At 67.9% G+C, this 17,572-nt stretch carries 21 protein-coding genes; 14 read left to right on the forward strand and 7 right to left on the reverse strand.

The annotated features are described in order from the left end of the window. The first annotated feature begins 149 nt into the window (after positions 1-149). The 8 genes from ACIPR8_RS12040 to ACIPR8_RS12075 are packed head-to-tail and all read left to right on the forward strand — an operon-like array spanning position 150 to position 5,784. The gene (locus ACIPR8_RS12040; RefSeq protein WP_132864531.1) at positions 150-1,031 is read left to right on the forward strand and encodes an SPFH domain-containing protein; all 882 of its coding nucleotides are present in this window, start codon (positions 150-152) and stop codon (positions 1,029-1,031) included. Positions 1,032-1,041: 10 nt separating this feature from the next. After that, complete coding sequence (locus tag ACIPR8_RS12045) at positions 1,042-1,326, forward strand: hypothetical protein (RefSeq protein WP_446541181.1); 285 nt, start codon at positions 1,042-1,044, stop codon at positions 1,324-1,326. After that, positions 1,323-1,505, forward strand: a complete 183-nt coding sequence (locus tag ACIPR8_RS12050; RefSeq protein WP_132864533.1) for an Arc family DNA binding domain-containing protein — start codon at positions 1,323-1,325, stop codon at positions 1,503-1,505. Before ACIPR8_RS12045 ends, ACIPR8_RS12050 begins: the two co-directional genes overlap by 4 nt. Beyond that, positions 1,502-1,684, forward strand: a complete 183-nt coding sequence (locus tag ACIPR8_RS12055; protein WP_132864534.1) for a DUF4177 domain-containing protein — start codon at positions 1,502-1,504, stop codon at positions 1,682-1,684. The genes ACIPR8_RS12050 and ACIPR8_RS12055 overlap by 4 nt, the downstream gene beginning before the upstream one ends. Further along, on the forward strand, positions 1,684-2,976 hold the full coding sequence (locus ACIPR8_RS12060) for an alpha/beta hydrolase (protein WP_446541182.1): 1,293 nt from the start codon (positions 1,684-1,686) through the stop codon (positions 2,974-2,976). The genes ACIPR8_RS12055 and ACIPR8_RS12060 overlap by 1 nt, the downstream gene beginning before the upstream one ends. Next, the gene (locus tag ACIPR8_RS12065; protein ID WP_192286327.1) at positions 2,973-3,539 is read left to right on the forward strand and encodes a PH domain-containing protein; all 567 of its coding nucleotides are present in this window, start codon (positions 2,973-2,975) and stop codon (positions 3,537-3,539) included. The genes ACIPR8_RS12060 and ACIPR8_RS12065 overlap by 4 nt, the downstream gene beginning before the upstream one ends. A gap of 9 nt (positions 3,540-3,548) precedes the next feature. Then, positions 3,549-4,367, forward strand: a complete 819-nt coding sequence (locus ACIPR8_RS12070; RefSeq protein WP_446541183.1) for a M15 family metallopeptidase — start codon at positions 3,549-3,551, stop codon at positions 4,365-4,367. Next, positions 4,348-5,784 (forward strand): FAD-binding oxidoreductase, encoded by a 1,437-nt coding sequence (locus tag ACIPR8_RS12075; RefSeq protein WP_446541184.1) that lies wholly within the window; start codon positions 4,348-4,350, stop codon positions 5,782-5,784. Before ACIPR8_RS12070 ends, ACIPR8_RS12075 begins: the two co-directional genes overlap by 20 nt. Before the next feature lie 151 nt (positions 5,785-5,935). On the opposite strand, the gene ACIPR8_RS12080 is transcribed toward ACIPR8_RS12075, so the two are convergent. The 5 genes from ACIPR8_RS12080 to ACIPR8_RS12100 all read right to left on the reverse strand — a co-directional run bounded on the left by ACIPR8_RS12080 (position 5,936) and on the right by ACIPR8_RS12100 (position 10,341). Next, positions 5,936-6,610 (reverse strand): DNA-3-methyladenine glycosylase family protein, encoded by a 675-nt coding sequence (locus ACIPR8_RS12080; protein WP_446541185.1) that lies wholly within the window; start codon positions 6,608-6,610, stop codon positions 5,936-5,938. A gap of 4 nt (positions 6,611-6,614) precedes the next feature. Beyond that, positions 6,615-6,986: a DUF423 domain-containing protein gene (locus ACIPR8_RS12085; RefSeq protein WP_323437809.1), complete on the reverse strand. Its 372-nt coding sequence runs from the start codon at positions 6,984-6,986 to the stop codon at positions 6,615-6,617. 101 nt (positions 6,987-7,087) lie between these two features. Then, positions 7,088-8,221, reverse strand: coding sequence for an SRPBCC family protein (locus tag ACIPR8_RS12090; protein WP_446541186.1), 1,134 nt, complete (start codon positions 8,219-8,221; stop codon positions 7,088-7,090). Positions 8,222-8,500: 279 nt separating this feature from the next. Then, positions 8,501-9,142, reverse strand: coding sequence for a response regulator (locus tag ACIPR8_RS12095; protein ID WP_132864540.1), 642 nt, complete (start codon positions 9,140-9,142; stop codon positions 8,501-8,503). Then, positions 9,142-10,341, reverse strand: a complete 1,200-nt coding sequence (locus ACIPR8_RS12100) for a sensor histidine kinase (protein WP_132864541.1) — start codon at positions 10,339-10,341, stop codon at positions 9,142-9,144. Before ACIPR8_RS12100 ends, ACIPR8_RS12095 begins: the two co-directional genes overlap by 1 nt. Positions 10,342-10,494: 153 nt before the next feature. On the opposite strand from ACIPR8_RS12100, the gene ACIPR8_RS12105 reads away from it, so the two are divergent. The 5 genes from ACIPR8_RS12105 to ACIPR8_RS12125 all read left to right on the forward strand — a co-directional run bounded on the left by ACIPR8_RS12105 (position 10,495) and on the right by ACIPR8_RS12125 (position 13,496). Then, positions 10,495-11,085 (forward strand): GNAT family N-acetyltransferase, encoded by a 591-nt coding sequence (locus tag ACIPR8_RS12105; RefSeq protein ID WP_132864542.1) that lies wholly within the window; start codon positions 10,495-10,497, stop codon positions 11,083-11,085. Between the two features lie 2 nt (positions 11,086-11,087). After that, positions 11,088-11,849, forward strand: a complete 762-nt coding sequence (gene minC, locus ACIPR8_RS12110; RefSeq protein ID WP_313255508.1) for a septum site-determining protein MinC — start codon at positions 11,088-11,090, stop codon at positions 11,847-11,849. Positions 11,850-11,882: 33 nt separating this feature from the next. Then, a complete protein-coding gene (minD, locus tag ACIPR8_RS12115) occupies positions 11,883-12,695 on the forward strand; it encodes a septum site-determining protein MinD (RefSeq protein WP_132864544.1) in 813 nt (270 codons plus the stop codon). 2 nt (positions 12,696-12,697) lie between these two features. Continuing rightward, positions 12,698-12,949, forward strand: a complete 252-nt coding sequence (gene minE, locus ACIPR8_RS12120; RefSeq protein ID WP_132864545.1) for a cell division topological specificity factor MinE — start codon at positions 12,698-12,700, stop codon at positions 12,947-12,949. A 79-nt stretch (positions 12,950-13,028) separates the two neighbouring features. Further along, positions 13,029-13,496 (forward strand): hypothetical protein, encoded by a 468-nt coding sequence (locus ACIPR8_RS12125; RefSeq protein WP_446541408.1) that lies wholly within the window; start codon positions 13,029-13,031, stop codon positions 13,494-13,496. A gap of 124 nt (positions 13,497-13,620) precedes the next feature. Here ACIPR8_RS12125 and ACIPR8_RS12130 read toward each other — a convergent pair whose 3' ends face one another. Next, positions 13,621-14,910 carry a sensor histidine kinase gene (locus ACIPR8_RS12130; protein WP_446541187.1) on the reverse strand — a complete coding sequence of 430 codons (1,290 nt, stop codon included), beginning with the start codon at positions 14,908-14,910 and terminating at the stop codon, positions 13,621-13,623. Further along, complete coding sequence (locus ACIPR8_RS12135) at positions 14,907-15,599, reverse strand: response regulator transcription factor (RefSeq protein WP_446541188.1); 693 nt, start codon at positions 15,597-15,599, stop codon at positions 14,907-14,909. Before ACIPR8_RS12135 ends, ACIPR8_RS12130 begins: the two co-directional genes overlap by 4 nt. Before the next feature lie 250 nt (positions 15,600-15,849). On the opposite strand from ACIPR8_RS12135, the gene ACIPR8_RS12140 reads away from it, so the two are divergent. Next, positions 15,850-17,487, forward strand: a complete 1,638-nt coding sequence (locus ACIPR8_RS12140; protein WP_446541409.1) for an ArnT family glycosyltransferase — start codon at positions 15,850-15,852, stop codon at positions 17,485-17,487. Positions 17,488-17,572: the final 85 nt, after the last annotated feature.

The following is a 17,572-nucleotide window of genomic DNA, read 5'->3' on the forward strand; positions in this document are numbered from 1 at the left end:
GGCCGCGCGCGCCGCACCGCCAGGCGGCCGGCGGCACGGGGTTCCGTCCACCACCCCGCTTCCGGGTGCCAATCCCGGCCGTCCGCGGGGCACTTGCTAATTGATATCAATTTGATATCTTCACACTCAACCACCACGGAAGACGTGCCATGAAAGAGAAGCCTCTCAGTTCGCTGTCCGGTATCCCCACCCTGCTTGGCACCCTCGCCCTGATGCTGGCGGGCACGGTCGCCATCATCTTCGCCGTGGTCCTGACCAAATCCGGCCTGGGCGGCGGCGGGTTGATGGTGCTTGCCGGCATCGTGCTGGTGACCGTCGGCATCTTCCTCAGCTGCGGCCTGTATATGGTCCAGCCCAACCAGGCCGCGGTGCTCAGCCTGTTCGGCAAGTACGTCGGCACGGTCAAGGACAACGGCCTGCGCTGGAACAACCCCTTCCTGACCAAGCGCAAGGTCAGCCAGCGCGTGCGCAACTTCGAGAGCGGCAAGCTCAAGGTCAACGAGCTGGACGGCTCGCCCATCGAGATCGCCGCGGTCATCGTCTGGCAGGTGGTCGATGCCTCCGAAGCGGTCTACAACGTCGATGACTACGAGAGCTTCGTGCACATCCAGTCCGAGTCGGCGCTGCGCGCGATGGCCACCAGCTACCCCTACGACCAGCACACCGACGGGCAGCTGGCCCTGCGCAGCCATGCCAGCGAGATCTCCCAGCACCTGAAGGACGAGTTGGCCGAACGCCTGGCCGATGCCGGCGTGCAGGTGCTCGATGCCCGCATCAGCCACCTGGCCTACGCGCCGGAAATCGCCCAGGCCATGCTGCAGCGCCAGCAGGCCAGCGCGGTGATCGCCGCACGCACGCAGATCGTGGCCGGGGCCGTCGGCATGGTCGAGATGGCCCTGGTCGAACTGCAGAAGAACGCCGTGGTCGAGCTGGACGAGGAGCGCAAGGCGCACATGGTCAGCAACCTGCTCACCGTGTTGTGCTCGGACCGCGGCACCCAGCCGATCGTCAATGCCGGCTCGCTGTACTGAGGATCTCCCGTTGAATGCCCTTGCCCCCCTGATCATCGCCGCCACCGGCATCCCCGCCCTGTGCTTCGCCGCCTGGAGCGGCCGCCCCGGCACCGCGCATGCGCGCGGACTGGGGCTGCGCTGGGCATTGATCGCGCTGTGCCTGTTCGTCGGCGCGATTGGCGTGTACTTGGCCGGCGACAACCGCAACATCGCCTACGGCGTGGTGATCGCGCTGGTGATCGCGGTCAACGCGCTGGGCATCTCGCTGGTGGTGCACCTGCGCCGCGAGCGCAACGGAGTCCCCCGCAAGTGAGTGAGAAGAAGGCCTACCCGCTGCGCATCAACGCCGACGTACTGGCGGCGGCCCAGCGCTGGGCCGACGACGAGCTGCGCAGCCTCAACGCGCAGATCGAGTACGTGATCCGCGACGCCCTGCGCAAGGCCGGGCGTCTTCCCAGACCCGACGCTGACACGAAACAGGAAGACCCATGAGCAAGCAATGGAAGTACCTCGTCGTTGAAGTGAAGACCGGCCTGATGGGCGGCTTCAGGCATGAAGCACTGCAGGAAGAACTGGACAAGCAGGGCCGGCTCGGCTGGGAACTGGTCAACGTCGTGCACGCCACGCCGACGATTTCCTCGCCCACGCTTGTGTTCAAGAAGGAGCAATGATGAACACCGTGACGGCCTGGATTGCCGCGGCGATGCTCACCCTGTCCGGCAGTGCGTTCGCGGCGGAGCCGGAAGCATTGGCCACGCGCCTGCTCGACCAGCTCGACGCCGGCCAGTACGCCCAGGCCGAGGCCATGTTCTCGGCACAGATGAAGGCTGCGGTCCCGGCTGACAAGCTCCGTGCGGTCTGGGAGTCGCTGCCGGCGCAGATGGGGGCCGCCACCGGCCGGGGCGATGCACGCACCAGCGAAGCCGACGGCGCGCGCATCGTGGTCATCCCGTTGCAGTACGCCAACGGCGCATTGCAGGCACGGGTCGCCCTGGACAGCGATGACCGGATCAGCGGTTTCCTGGTCCAGCCGGCCGGCCCGCCAGCGGCCGCCGCGCCGGCCGCCGATGCGGCCTTCATCGAGCAGGACTTCCAGGTGCCTGCCAGTGCAGCGGGCAAGGCCGCCCTGCCCGGCACGCTGGCCCTGCCCAAGGGCAAGGGCCCGTTCCCGGCGCTGGTGCTGGTGCATGGTTCCGGCCCGCAGGACCGCGACGAAACCATCGGTTCCAATCGCCCGTTCCTGGACATCGCGCGCGGCCTGGCCGCACAGGGCATCGCAGTGCTGCGTTACGAGAAGCGCACCCATGCACGCCCACAGGAGTTCCAGGGCGCCTTCACCGTCGATGACGAAACCACCAACGATGCCGCTGCCGCGGTGCAGGCCCTGGCGGCCACGCCCGGCATCGATCCGCAACAGGTCTATCTGCTCGGCCACAGCCAGGGCGGCCTGCTCGCCGGCCGGATCGCCCGGGCCACCGACGGCAAGCTGGCCGGGCTGATCCTGCTGGCCGCACCGGTGCGGCCGATCCTGGACATCCTGGCCGAGCAGAACCGCTACCTGGCCAACCTCGACGGCAGTGTCAGCACCGATGAGCAGGCGCAGCTGGACGCACTGGACGCCGCCATCGCCCAGGTACGGCGTGATCCCGACGCCACGCTGATGAACCTGCCCGGGCGCTTCTGGCAGCAGCTGGAACAGGTCGACCCGGTCGCCGATGTCCGCGCTAGCGGCCTGCCGGTGCTGCTGTTGCAGGGTGGGCAGGACTTCCAGGTGGTCGATGCCGAGTGGCAGTTGTGGCGCAAGGGCCTGCAGGGCGAACGCTATCGGTTCCATCACTACCCCGCGCTCAATCACCTGGCCATCCGTGCCAGCGGCAAGCCGGCCCTGCAGGACTACCAGCAGCCCGGTCACGTCGATGCCGGCCTGATCAACGACATCGCCCGGTGGATCCACACCCGATGATCCCCCCGGCCCATGCCGCCGCCCACCCGATCCCGCTGGCCGCAGCGGGCCGCGGCGCGCTGTGGTGGCTGTGGGGGCCGATCCTGCTGGCCATCAGCCTCGAGCCGCTGCTCCGCCTGTTTGCCGGCAAATCCCCGGTCACCACCGCTTTCACCTCGTGGGGACCACTGGTGGTGCTGCCACTGCTGGCGCTTGCACTGAGCCTGCTCTACCGGCGTCGCTCGATCACGCTCGACGGCGGGCAACTGGACATCGTCAGCACGCTGTACCGCAAGCGCGTGGCGCTGAGCGAGTTGCGCCTGGACCGTGCACGCGCGGTCCGCTTCGACGAGTATCCCGACTTCAAGCCTGCATCCAAGGCCAATGGCTTCCAGTTCCCCGGCTTCCGCTCGGGCCACTTCCGCATGCCCGATGGCGGCAAGGCGTTTTGCCTGATCACCGACAACCAACGCGTGCTGGTGTTGCCACTGCGCGATGGTTCGGTCGTGCTGGTCAGTCCCGAGCAGCCCCGGCAGCTGCTCGATGAACTCCGCCGGCTGGCCGAGCGGCGTGTGCGCCCCTAAGCTGGGCGGATGCGCAACGCCCCCCATCTCCTGATCAACACCCCGGATATCGAAATCTGGCCCGGCGGGTTGCTGCACGCACGCAGCAACCACGATGCACGCCTGCTGGCGCGGGCCAGCCATGTCCTGCGCCGCAAGCAGGACGGGCGCTACCTCGCCGCGCAGCTTGCTGGCGGGCTGATGCCCCTGCTCCCCCGCCTGGCCGATGCCGCCGGCATCAACGAAGCCCTGGCCGCGCTGGAAACCCGCCTCACGCAACCGGCGCGCATCCCACCACCGCCGGGCACGCTTCCGCTGGACCGCCTGCAGCAGCGCCTGGACCAGCTCGGCCTGGATGAGGCCCGCTATGCCGAACGCACCGGCCTGGCACTGGTGGCCGAACCTGCACACCTGGCATTGGCCGGCTTCGACCGCTACCGCCGCCCCCTGTGGCTCACCCGTGCCGCGGCGCGCGCGTGGCAGCGCATGCAGCAGGCCGCCGCGGCCGACGGCATCGCCCTGGAGGCGATTTCCGGGTACCGCAGCCACGCCTACCAGCTGGGCATCTTCGAGCGGAAGCAGGCGCGCGGGCTGCCGGTGGAACAGATCCTCACCGTCAATGCCGCACCGGGCTACAGCGAACACCACGGCGGCAACGCGCTGGACATCAGCAGCCCCGGCGAGCCGGCCGCCGAGGAATCCTTCGAGCACACGGCCGCGTTCGCATGGTTGCAGCAACACGCCGCCACGTTCGGCTTCCACATGAGCTATCCCCGCGACAATCCGCACGGCATCGTCTACGAGCCGTGGCATTGGTGCCTTGCCAGCCGTGACGACGCACCGAACTGATCCGCGCCGCCGCGCGGTGCTGCAGGGCACGCTGTCGGCAGGCCTGCTTGGCGGCCTGACGGCGTGCCGTCGCGACGCCGGGCAGCCGCAGGCGAGCGATGTGGCGCAACTGGACCAGACCCGGATCGCCGGCACGCTGCACCCCACCGGCAGTGCCGGCATTGCCGCCGCACTGCGCCGTTGGCCCGGCGCGGTCTGCATCGCAGGCGGCCGCTACAGCATGGGCGGGCAGACCCGCGAACCCGACGCGCTGCAGCTGGACATGACCACGATGAACCGCCTGGTCTGGCTGGACACCGCCCACCGGCGGGTGCGCGTGCAGGCCGGCATGCGCTGGCGAGAACTGCAGGCGTTGATCGACCCGCACGACCTGTCGGTCAAGGTCATGCAGAGCTACAGCAACTTCTCCATCGGCGGATCGGTCTCGGTCAACTGCCATGGCCGCTACATCGGCAATGGTGCGTTGGCTGGTACGGTGCGCGCCCTGCAACTGGTCACCGCGGCCGGTGAAACGCTGGAACTCTCGCGCATGCGGCAGCCGGAGCTGTTCGCCGCGGTGATCGGCGGGTACGGCGGGCTCGGCGTGATCACCGAGGTCGAACTCGACCTGGCCGACAATGAAGTGATCGCGCGCAAGGTCGAGCAGGTTGCACTGGCCGACTATCCGGACTGGTTCCAGGCGCAGGTGCTCGGCCGGGACGACGTGGTGCTGCACAACGCCGACCTGATCCCGCCGGACTTCGACAGGCCCCTGGCGATCAGCTGGCGCCGCAGCCATGCGCCGCTGACCGACCCGCTGCGGCTGATGCCCGGCCAATCCAGCTACCCCAAGCAGCAGAACATGATCTGGGCCGCCTCCGAGTTGCCGGGAGGCGACCAGTTGCGCGACGTCTACCAGACCCGGCAGTTGCTGACCCAGCCACGCGTGATCCGGCGCAACCTGGAGGCCAGCCTGGACGCGACCGCGCTGGAACCCCGCACGCGGCGCATGTCGTCCTATCTGCTGCAGGAGTACTTCGTCCCGATGTCGGCCTTCGTATCGTTCGCACGGGCGATGGCGCGCATCCTGCGCGAGGGCGAGGCCAATGCGCTGAACATCTCGGTCCGGCACGCACCGGCGGACACCACCTCGCTGATGCGCTGGGCGCGCGAGGACGTGTTCTGCTTCGTGCTGTACCACAAGCAGCGCAACTGGAATGCGGCCGAGCAGAACACCCGTCGCTGGACCCGGCAGCTGATCGCCGCCACGCTGGCACATGGCGGTTGTTACTACCTGCCCTATCGCCTGCATGCCACGCTGGCGCAGTTCCGCAGCGCTTACCCGCAGGCGCCCCGCTTCGCCGCGATCAAGCGCCAGGTGGATCCGGACAACCGCTTCCGCAACCTGCTATGGGACCGCTATCTGCCGCACGGCTGATCCCCGCGGGAGCGGCCGCCACGAACGACGGAACTGCGCCGGGCGAGGCAACTGCCCGGCGGCAGTGAAGCGGCGCGAGTCACGCCGTGAATCCTGACCGGGACCGGGAGCCTGCCCACTTCGCGGCCGAAGCCGCGCCTACCGGCAGCGCTCAATCCTGAGAGCGGTTGGTGGCCGGCTTCGGATCAGCGCTGAAGTCCGCGATCCGCCACAGGTACAGGCTGGCGTAGGTGCGGTACGGCCCCCAGCGCTCACCCCGTTCGGCCAGCGCCTTGGGCGTCGGCATCGCCCCAGCCTTGTCCACGCGCTGTGCGCCCTTGCGGATGCCCAGGTCATCGATCGGCAGGATGTCCGGCCGGCCCAACCGGAACATCAGCATCATCTCCACCGTCCAGCGCCCGATGCCGCGCACCGGCACCAGGGCGCGGATGATGTCCTCATGGTCCATCGTCGACATCTGCCGCAACGTCGGCAGTTCGCCGGCGGCCTCGCGCCGGGCCAGGTCACGCAGCGCCAGCGACTTGTTGCCGGACACGCCGCACACGCGCAGCCCGGCATCATCGATCAACGACAAGGTATCGGCATGCAGGCGCCGGCTGCCGATGGCCGCCTCCACCCGGCCCACGATCGTCGAGGCCGCCTTGCCGCTGAGCTGCTGGAACAGGATCGCGCGCGCCAGCGCATCGACCGGGTCGAACGATCGCTTCCAGCCATCCGGCGCCGGCAACGGCCCCAGCCGGCGGATCCAGCCGGCCAGCTTCCGATCACTGCGCTGCAGGTGCGCCAGCGCCTGATCGACATCGAAACCACGCGCATGACGCGGCATGGGGTCAGCGCTTCAGCGCACTGAGCGCCAGCAGCACCCAGCCCGCCATCAGGGTCGTGCCGCCGGCCGGTGCGAGCGTGGTCGGCCACTGCGCCAGCACGTTGCCGGCCAGGCTGCCGGAGAACAGCAGCGTCCCCAGCAGCAGCACATACAGCGCGACCCGCGCGAGACCGTTCAACGACGACCCGCCCAGCACCGCCAGCACCGCGCCATGGCCCAACGCATACAGCGCGGCGGTGTTCAGGTGTGACTGCGCCAACGGCTCGCTCACGCCGTGCGAGGCATAGGCCGACAGCCCGATCGCCACGGCCGCCAGCAAGCCGCCACAGAACGCCAGGAAAGAAGGTTTACGCGAACGTCGTTCCTGTCCAAGCATGTGCCTGCTCCCGTCTGCGGGCCGGCCGGGCCGGCCAAAAAAAACGCGCCGCAGGGAGCGGCGCGTTTTCGTGTATCACTTCACCAGCAACATCCGGCCGCTTACTTGACGGCCCAGTAGATGTCGTAGGTGCCGTCGGTGGTGAACGCCTTGTCCACGCCACCCTTCCACGACTCGTACGGACGATCCACCACTTCGTTGCCCATGGTGGTTGCCCAGGCACGCAGCGCGTTGCGGGCGACATCCAGGCCAGCCATGTGGCCGGTGTAGGCAGCGGTGGCAGCACGGTGCGGCGTGGTGTGCACGTAGGTGACCGGGTTGCCGGACGGGATCTTGACGGTCAGTGCATCACCGGAAGCGGCAACCGGAGCGGCAGCTTCGCCGTCCTTCTTGTCCTTGTCGCCGGCGGCAGCCGGAGCAGCACTGCCCTTGCGGACCGGCAGGACCACGTCGAAGGCGTACTTCTCGGCACCGAAGTCGGTGGTCACGATGCGCACCGGACCGGCGGCGACCAGGCCGTTGGCATCCATCGCACGCTTGATCCACTCCATGTTGTCGTTGATCGACTGCTTGATGGAGTCGTTGTTGCGGTCGATGTTGCCGGCGTTGACGACCAGCAGGTTCTCGGCCGGCAGCTCGACGACCTTCAGATCGGTCAGCGGCGCTTCGGCAGCGGCGTAGTCAACGTTCGGCACCGAGGCCAGCATGTTGGCCATGCGCGACAGGCCCAGCTTCAGGTCGTCGCCGACGTGGCGGCTGACGTACAGGCCGGCGTAACGGCCGAACAGGTCGAAGCCGTACTTGACCGAGTAGTCCTGGGTGATCTTGACGTTGCGATCGTTCTTGCCGGTCGGCTCCAGGGTGAACGTGGTCACCTTGTCCGTGCCGCGGGTCACGTCGTCGATGGCGATCACGACGCGCTTGTTCTTCTCGCTTTCCTTGATCTCCCAGCTGCCCTGGCCCAGGGCGTCATTCTTGGAGGAGTACTCCATGCGGGCACCGACGCCAGCATCCGGGCCGCTGTACTTCAGCTCGACCGCCTTGTCGCGCAGCACCAGCGGGTTCCAGTCCTTGAAGCGGCGCAGGCTGTTGACCGTGTCATACACGATCGTCATCTTGCGGTTGGTTTCGATGCTTTCGGAAATGTGGCGCTCACCCGGCAGACACACGCCGATGATGACAAACAAGCCAGCCACGATCCCCAAGGCAATCAGGAACTCGATAATACGGGTCATTCAGGAGTCTCCGGGGCCGATCCCACGGCCGGGTTGATTGAAGCGAAGCCCCCATCCTATCAGGCTTTTCGCACGATGTTGATTACAAATGGCGTACCGGTTTCCATCCCCGGATGGCGGCGTCAGATCGACAGACCGCAGGGTAGCGCATCAACCGCCAAGCAGATGTGCCTTCATGCATTCGTCAAGGCCATGTGATGACCCTGAGCCGCCCATTCTCACTCCAGTGGCACCGCCGGCACCAGTACCCCACGCGTATTCATCCAACTCTCCCACCGCTCAGACCAGCTGCAGCTCGAAGGCCTTGAGCACGGCACGGGTGCGGTCGCGCACGCCGAGCTTGGACAGGATGTTGGAAACGTGGTTCTTGATGGTGCCCTCGGCCACGCCCAATGAGTTGGCGATCTCCTTGTTGGAGAAGCCGCTGGCCATCAGCCGCAGGATCTCGGTCTCGCGGTCGGTCAGCGGGTCCGGGCGGTCCAGGCTGACGAACTCGTTGCGCATGTGCTCCAGCCCGGACAGCAGCCGCTGGGTCACCGCCGGCTGCACCAGCGAGCCGCCCTCGGACACGGTGCGGATCGCACCGACCAGCTGCTCCAGGGTGACGTCCTTGAGCAGGTAGCCCTTGGCCCCGGCCTTGAGCCCGGCCAGCACCAGTTGGTCGTCGTCGAAGGTGGTCAGGATGATCGACGGCGGCAGCTGGCCCAACCGGCTCAGGGTCTGCAACGCCTCCAGCCCGGACATCACCGGCATGCGCATGTCCATCAGCACCACGTCCGGCTTCACGGTCGGGATCATCTCCACCGCCTGCCGGCCGTCGGTGGCCTCGGCCACCACTTCGATGCCGTCGTCCAGCGCCAACAACGAACGGATGCCCTGCCGTACCAGGGTTTGGTCGTCCACCAGGCAGACACGGATCATCAGTTCACTCCTTGTGGCCCCGAGGCCAACATCATATGGGTAGTCACCGGCAGGCTGGCGCGAAGGCGGAAGCCCTCCCCCTTGCGTGCCGACACATCGAGGCTGCCCTGGTACTGGGCCAGCCGCTCACGCATGCCGCGCAGGCCATTTCCCGGCAGGATCTCGTCAACTTCACCGCCAATGCCGTCATCATGGGCATCAATGACGATCTCACCCCCTTCCCGCTCGACCTGGATCCAGAGGTTGCGGGCGCCGGCATGACGCACCGCATTGGTGATGATTTCCTGGGTGCAGCGCAGCAGCACATGGGCGCGCTCGGGGTCCTCGACGTTCAGCGGGTCGTCCATCTGCAGATGGATGTCCAGCGACGGCACCCGCTCGGTCAGCGGCCGCAGCGCCGCGGCCAGGTCGATGGCCCCGCTTTCGCGCAGCTGGCTGACTGCCTCGCGCACGTCGGTGAGCAGCAGCTTGGCCAGCGTGTGCGCCTGCCGGACATGCTCCTGGGCCTGGCCCTCGGTGATGTGGCCGGCCACTTCCAGGTTCAGGCTCAACGCCGTCAGGTGGTGCCCGAGCAGGTCATGCAGCTCGCGGGAAATGCGGGTGCGCTCGTTGACCCGGGCGCTTTCGGCCAGCAGCAGGCGCGTGGCGCGCAGTTCGGCGTTGAGCCGGCGCTGCTCCTCGCGGGCCAGCGTCTGCTGGCGGGCGACCAGGCTGGTGACGAACACGAACATCGAGAAACCGCCGTACAGCAGCGACTGCAACAGCGCCTCGAACAGCGGCAGGCCGATGATCAGGCTGTAGACCGGCAGCACCGCCAGCTGGCTGACCACCAGCCACAGCACGCCCACCCATTTGCTCAGCAGCCACGGGATCACCCCCGCCGCCACCATCATCAGGATGCTGCCCAGCCCGGTGCCGGAGATGTAGCTGACCACCAGCGCCGAGATGGTCAGCAGCAGCAGGGCCAGCCGGTCGTACCAGCCGGTATGCCCGGCGGCATTGAGCCCCCGGGTCAGCCAGAAGTAGCAGCCACCGAAGGACAGGTAGGCGATGAACAGCCAGGCGGCCTCGTTGGCGCCCGGCTGCATCATCCCTTCTTCGGGCGCGTACTGCGTATAGATCAGCGGCAGGCTGACCAGGGCCCAGGTGAACAGGCCGGCCAGGCGGAGGACGCGGGTATGGCTGAGGTATCCCAACATGCGTGCATGGTAAGGATTGCAGGGCCTGTGCGCTCTCCCACGGAAGTCATGCCCGCCAACGGCATGGGGCTGCTCGCCGCCCCTGCGCCAGCCATGCGATAATCGCGGCAAAGCCCGCAGGGCCGACGACCGTTTCACCCCCACGGAGTCACAATGTCGATTGTCATCCGCGACGTGCGCGAGCACGAGCTTGATTCCGTTCTGGCACTGAACAATAACGCTGGCTTGGCGATCCTCCCGCTGGATGCGGCCAAGGTCCGTCGCTTCTACGAGACGGCCGAGTATTTCCGCATCGCCGAGCGCGACGGCAACATGGCCGGCTTCCTGGTCGGCTATGGCAGCCACGCCGAGCACGACAGCTGCAACTTCGCCTGGTTCCAGAAGCGTTACCCCAGCTTCTTCTACATTGACCGCATCGTGGTGGCCAGCCGCCGCCGCGGTGGCGGCGTGGGCCGGGCGTTCTACGCCGACGCCCAGAGCTACGCCGAGCTGCGCTATCCGCAGATGGCCTGCGAGGTGTTCCTCGACCATGGCGCCGATGCCGCGCTGCTGTTCCATGGCAGCTTCGGCTTCCGCGAGGTCGGCCAGAACACCATGCCGGACGTGGACGTGCGGGCCAGCATGCTGCTCAAGGACCTGTGCAGCTACGAATGGGTGAAGGAAACCTATGGCGACAACCTGCCCGACGTTCCTTGGGTGGGCAACACACGCCGGCCGCTGCAGCAGCGTCCGACGGGAACCTGAACATGGCAGTGAATTTGGATTACGAACAGGCAGGTGAACTGAAAATCGGGCAGGTCGGCATCGCCAACCTGCGTATCCGCACCCTCGATGTGGCGCGACTGACCCAGGAAATGCACGAGCGCGTGGCGCGTGCGCCGAAGCTGTTCGGCCGTGCCGCGGTGATCCTGGACTTCGGCGGGCTGATCCAGCTCCCCGACCTGGCCACGGCCCAGGCACTGCTCGCCGGCCTGCGCGAGGCCGGCGTACTGCCGGTCGCCCTCGCCTACGGCACCCAGGAAACCGAGCGCCTGGCCGAGCAGCTGGGCCTGCCGCTGCTGGCCAAGTTCCGCGCCCAGTACGAACGGGCCGATGCCGAACCGGCAGCGCGCCCGCGCGCACCGGAACCGGCACCCGCCCCGGCACCGGCGCCCCCCGCGCCTCCGGCCGCTTCGCCGCAGCCGGGCCGCATGCAATTGACCAACGTCCGCTCCGGCCAACAGCTGTACGCGGAGAACTGCGACCTGACCGTACTCTCAACGGTGGGTGCCGGCGCCGAGGTCATTGCCGATGGCAGCATCCATATCTACGGTACCCTGCGTGGCCGTGCCCTGGCTGGCGCGCAAGGCAATGAAGCGGCTCGCATCTTCTGCCGCGACTTCCATGCTGAACTCGTTGCCATTGCAGGACGCTACAAGGTGCTGGACGATATTCCGGACAATCTGCGTGGCAAGTCCGTGCAGGTTTGGCTGGAACAGGACCAGATCATGATCGCTGCGCTGGATTGACGCAGCCCACCCCGAATATTCAGGAGAAATCCTTTGGCTGAAATCATCGTTGTCACTTCCGGCAAAGGCGGCGTGGGCAAGACCACTTCCAGCGCCAGCATCGCGTCTGGCCTTGCACGCCGCGGCAAGAAGGTTGCCGTCATCGACTTCGACGTCGGCCTGCGCAACCTGGACCTGATCATGGGCTGCGAGCGCCGGGTGGTGTACGACTTCGTCAACGTCGTCCATGGCGAGGCCACGCTCAAGCAGGCCCTGATCAAGGACAAGCGTTTCGAGAACCTGTACGTGCTGGCTGCCTCGCAGACCCGCGACAAGGACGCGCTGAACAAGGAAGGCGTGGAGAAGGTCCTCAAGGACCTGGCCGCCGACGGCTTCGACTACATCATCTGCGACTCCCCGGCAGGCATCGAGAAGGGCGCGTTCCTGGCGATGTACTTCGCCGACCGCGCCGTGGTGGTGGTGAACCCGGAAGTGTCCTCGGTGCGCGACTCGGACCGCATCATCGGCCTGCTCGACTCCAAGACCGCCAAGGCCGAGACCGGCAACGGCGGCGTGCCGGCCTTCCTGCTGCTGACCCGCTACAGCCCGGTCCGCGTGGAAAGCGGCGAGATGCTCAGCATCACCGACGTGGAGGAAGTGCTGGGGCTGAAGGCCATCGGTGTGATCCCCGAATCCGGTGACGTGCTCAACGCCTCCAACAAGGGCGAACCGGTCATCCTGGACGCCGAATCGCCGGCCGGCCAGGCCTATGAAGACGCGGTGGGCCGCATCCTCGGCGAGGAGCGCCCGATGCGCTTCACGACGGTCGAGAAGAAGGGCTTCTTCAGCAAGCTGTTCGGAGGATAAGCATGGGACTGCTCGATTTCCTGAGGCAGAAAAAGAACACCGCCGAAACCGCGAAGAACCGCCTGCAGATCATCATCGCGCAGGAGCGCAGCACCCGCGGCGGCCCGGATTACCTGCCGCTGCTGCAGCGCGAGCTGCTGGAAGTGATCAAGAAGTACGTCAACATCGATGCCGACGCGGTCAAGGTGGACCTGGTCAAGGACGGCGCCAACGACGTGCTCGACATCTCCGTCGCACTGCCCGACGACAAGTGATACCCACCCGGCGGCCACGGCCGCCGGGCACCCCGTACCCGTGAACGAAACCCTTTCCCCCGAACCGACCGCCACGGTGATGTGCGTCGGCGACATCCAGTGGGACGACGCCGTCGCCCTGCTCGCCCGCCACGGGCTGCGCCTGAACCACGTCGCTGCCGGCGAGACCATCCCCGGCAGCTATTGGGGCGAGCCGGAGGCCGGCATCATCGCCAACGACGTGTACGTGCGCGATGACACGCCGATCCATTCGATGCTGCACGAGTCCTGCCACCTGATCGTGCTGCCGCCCGAGCGCCGCGCGCAGGTGCATACCGACGCCACCGATTCGGTGCCCGAGGAAGACGCCACCTGCTACCTGCAGATCGTGCTGGCCGGGCAGTTGCCCGGCGTGGGCAGCGCGCGGCTGATGGCCGACATGGACGCCTGGGGCTACACCTACCGGCTGGGATCGACGCAGGCCTGGTTCGAGCAGGATGCCGACGACGCCCGGCGCTGGCTGGTCGAACGCGCGCTGCTGCCGTCGTTGGAGGCGGCCGCGTCGTAGCAGCGCCCTCAGGCGCGAAGCCGGCCGTCTGCCCGCCCCTTCCCCGCGATCGCCGCCGGCCGCATTGACGCGGGCACGCCCCGCACCCTGCCGTGCCTTCCCGGCTTCGCGGCAGAGGCCGCGCCTATGCCGAGTCCAGCGGCAACGAACTGCCCATGTCCAGGGTGACGCGGGTGCCGCGCTCGGGTTGCGACTGGATGGTCAGCTCCCAGCCCAAGTGGTCGCACAGGCGTGCGATCAGGTCCATGCCGATGCCCGAGCCCGGGTTGCGCTCGCCCTTGGCCAGCCGCGCGTAGAGCTGGGCGACCTCCTCCGGGCTCATGCCGTGACCGGGGTCCTCGATGGTCACCACCGCCTGCGCCGAAGCGCTTATCCGGATCACGCCGCGGTCGCTGTTCTCGATCGCATTGCGCAGCAGGTTGCCGATCGCCGCCTGCACCACGCCCATCGGCGCGATGATCCGGCAGGGCTCCGCGTGCAGCTGCATGTCCAGCTCCTTGCCGTGGGCCAGATGCCGGTGGTCCTCGATGATTTCCGGCAACAGCTGCTCCACCGCCAGCAACTCGCTCATCGCCGACAACCGCGCCGGGTCCCGCGCCAGCACCAGCAGCAACTGGATCAGCTGCTCCACGCCCTGCGCGGTACCACGCACCCGCTCCAGCTGCTGGCGCGCGCGCGGCGGCAGCTCCGGCTGTTCCAGCGCCAGTTCGGCCGCGCCGCTGATCACGGCCACCGGCGTGCGCAGCTCATGGCTGGCCGCGCTGATGAAGGCGCGCTCGCGCTCGACGAAGTGCTCGTTGCGCTGCAGGTAGTCGTTCAACGCACCGGCGATGACCTCCATCTCGGCCGAACCGCGCCGGTCCACCGCCACCCGCTGCCCGCGCTGTTCGGGCCGCAGCGCGGCGATGTTGCTTGCGAGCGCGGACAGGGGGCGCACCAGCCGTGCCACGCCCAGCCATGCCATCAACAGGGTCACGATGACCAACGCCACGCCAGCCAGCAGCGACCAGCGGGTGATGAAGTGCTCCAGCTCACCGAAGTCGGTGATGTCCAGCGCCAGGATCACCCGTCCGTAATCGGAGGTATCGCGCACCATCACCGCGGTCTGCTTGCCCAGGAACAGCGCACCGTCATGCAGGCCGGGATGCAGCGTGGCCATGCTTTCCGGGATGGGCGCGCCACCACGCTCGATGAACAGGTGCAGGGTGTCCGAATCCTGCCAGTGGTAGTTCTGGTCCACGCGCATGTGCGCCAGCACGCTGTCCAGTTCGGTGTTCAGCAGGGAACGCCAGACCGCATGCTCGGCGTGCTCGTGCACGTAGTTGGCGGCGCTGAACACCACCAGCGTGATCAACGCCAGGTAGATCCCCAACCAACCCAGCAGCTTGCGCCGCAGCGTGGCGCGCCGGCTCATGCAGCGGTTCCGGGCGACGGCGCCGACAACCGGTAGCCGACCCGCGGCAGGGTATGCAGCAGCTTCTGGGCGAACGGGCCATCCACCGCACGCCGCAGCTCATAGATATGGGAGCGCAGCATGTCGCCATCCGGCGGTTCCTCGCCCCACAGGGCGTACTCCAGCTGGTCGCGGGTGACCGCTGCCGGGCTGGCGCGCATCAGCACCTCCAGCAGCTTGCGGCAGGCCGGGTACAGGTGCAGCACCTGCCCGTCGCGCCGGGCCTCCAGCGACCCCAGGTCCAGCTGCAGGTCGTGGACCTCCAGCACCTTGCGCGGGTTGCGCCCCTTGATCCGCGCCAGCACCGCATCCAGCCGCACTTCCAGTTCGGGCAGGGCGAACGGCTTGGTCAGGTAGTCGTCCGCCCCGGCACGGAAGCCGGCGATCTTGTCCGGCAGCTCGTCGCGGGCGGTGAGCATGATCACCGGCACTTCGGAGCGGTGTTCCTCGCGCAGGCGGCGCAGCACTTCCGGCCCCTCCATGCGCGGCAGCATCCAGTCCAGCAGGATCGCGTCGTAGTCCTGGGTCGCGGCCAGGTGCAGGCCGGTCACCCCGTCCGGCGCCACGTCGAGCACGTGCCCGCGGGCCTCGAAGTAGTCGAACAGGTTGGCGATCAGGTTGCGATTGTCTTCCACGACCAGCAGCCGCATTGCGTTGGACCTCTCCGGTCCCGGCCAGGCCCGGGATCAATTCGGCGATCATCCTAGCGCCCCGGCCGTCGGAATGCCGTCGAAACGCGCGACAATTTCGACGCGCTTCCTACGTCGGGAGCGCCATCATCCATGCCGACCCCTCTGTGAGCCGCACGTGCGCCCGTCCAACCACCGCTCATCCTCCACCCGACTCTGGTTCGCCATCCTCATCGCGCTGGTGGTCGCCAGCCTGCTGGCCGGCCTGGGCATGCGCTCGCCGACCCCGCCGGACGAACCCCGCTTCGTGCTGGCGGCCCGGCACATGGTCGAGACCGGGCAATGGCTGCTGCCCCATCGCGGCAGCGAGCTGTATGCCGAGAAGCCGCCGACCTTCATGTGGATCCAGGCCGGCACCTACAAGCTGCTGGGCAGCTGGAACCTGTCCTTCCTGCTGCCGTCCCTGCTGGCGGCGCTGCTGACGCTCTGGCTCACCTGGGACATGGCACGCCGCCTGTGGAATCCCCGGGTAGCGCGCTACGCGGTGCTGGCGCTATTCGTCACCCTGCAGTTCGGCCTGATGGCCAAGCGCGCGCAGATCGACATGGTGCTGGTCGGCATGACCACGCTGGCGCTGTGGGGGCTGGTCCGGCACCTGCTGCTGGGGCCGAGCTGGGGCGCGCTGGCACTGGCGGCATTTGCCGCCGGGGTCGGCACCGTGACCAAGGGCGTGGGCTTCCTGCCGCTGTTGATGCTGGTCCCGTGGGTGATCTGGCGCTGGCGGCACCCGCAGGCGGCCGGCCCCGGCCGCAGCTGGAAGTGGTGGCTGCTGCTGCCGGCCTTCCTGGCCGGTACCGCCGTGTGGCTGGCGCCGCTGGGCATCGCGCTGCTGCAGAACCCCGACCCGGCCCTGCAGTCCTACGCGAAGGAACTGCTGTTCAAGCAGACCGGCACCCGCTATGCCAACGCCTGGCACCACCACCAGCCGTTCTGGTACTACCTGCAGGTGATGTTCACCCTGTGGGTGCCGGGCAGCGCGTTGTTCCCGTGGCTGGTGCCGGCGTGGTGGCGCCGCTGCCGCCGCGCCGACCCGCGCTACCTCCTGTTGCTGGGCTGGGCGCTGCTGGTGCTGGTGTTCTTCAGCGCCAGCCCTGGCAAGCGCGAGGTCTACATCCTGCCGATGCTGCCGGCGCTGGCGGTGGCCGCGGCCCCGCTGCTGCCCGGCCTGCTGCGTCGCACCGGCGTGCGCTGGGTGCTGATGCTGTACGCGCTGCTGCTGTCCCTGGCCACGCTGGTGGTCGGTTACGGTGCCGTGCATGGCGATGGCTGGGCGCAGCGCAATGCGGTCAAGCGGGCGATCGACCCGTGGGTGCTGCCGCAGGTGGGGTGGTGGCTGATCGGCTTTGCCGTGGCCACCCTGCTGGTCATCGCGGTACTGCGCCTGCGCCGGGCCGGGCTGGCCGTGGTCCTGACCACGGTGCTGCTGTGGTGCATGTATGGCCTGGGCGCGATGCCGGCGCTGGACCCGTACAGTTCCGCGTCGCGGGTGATGGACCAGGTACGTGAGCGGATCGGCCCCGATGCCGAACTGGGCATGGTGGCCTGGCGCGAGCAGAACCTGCTGCAGACCTGGCCGCAGGCCACCGACTTCGGCTTCAAGCGTCCGGTCGCCGGCCAATGGGAAGATGCAGCCCGCTGGGTGGCACAGGCACCGGAGCGCCGCTGGCTGTTCGTGCTGGACAAGGTGATGAGCCCCTGTGCCGACCGCAGCCAGGTGATCGACATCGGCAGCGCCAACCGCAACAACTGGCAATTGCTGCCCGGCACCGCGCTGCAGGCCGACTGCGTGGCGCGCACGCACGGCGTGGTCGACGATGCCGACGCGGCACTCCAGGACGACGGCGACTGAGCCGTCGTGGGCAACGCGCCGGGCCCGTGGACCGGCGCTGAACCTCCCACATATTTACGACATTGCTCCGACCCGTCTCCGACAG

Source organism: Stenotrophomonas sp. LARHCG68, assembly GCF_052871705.1.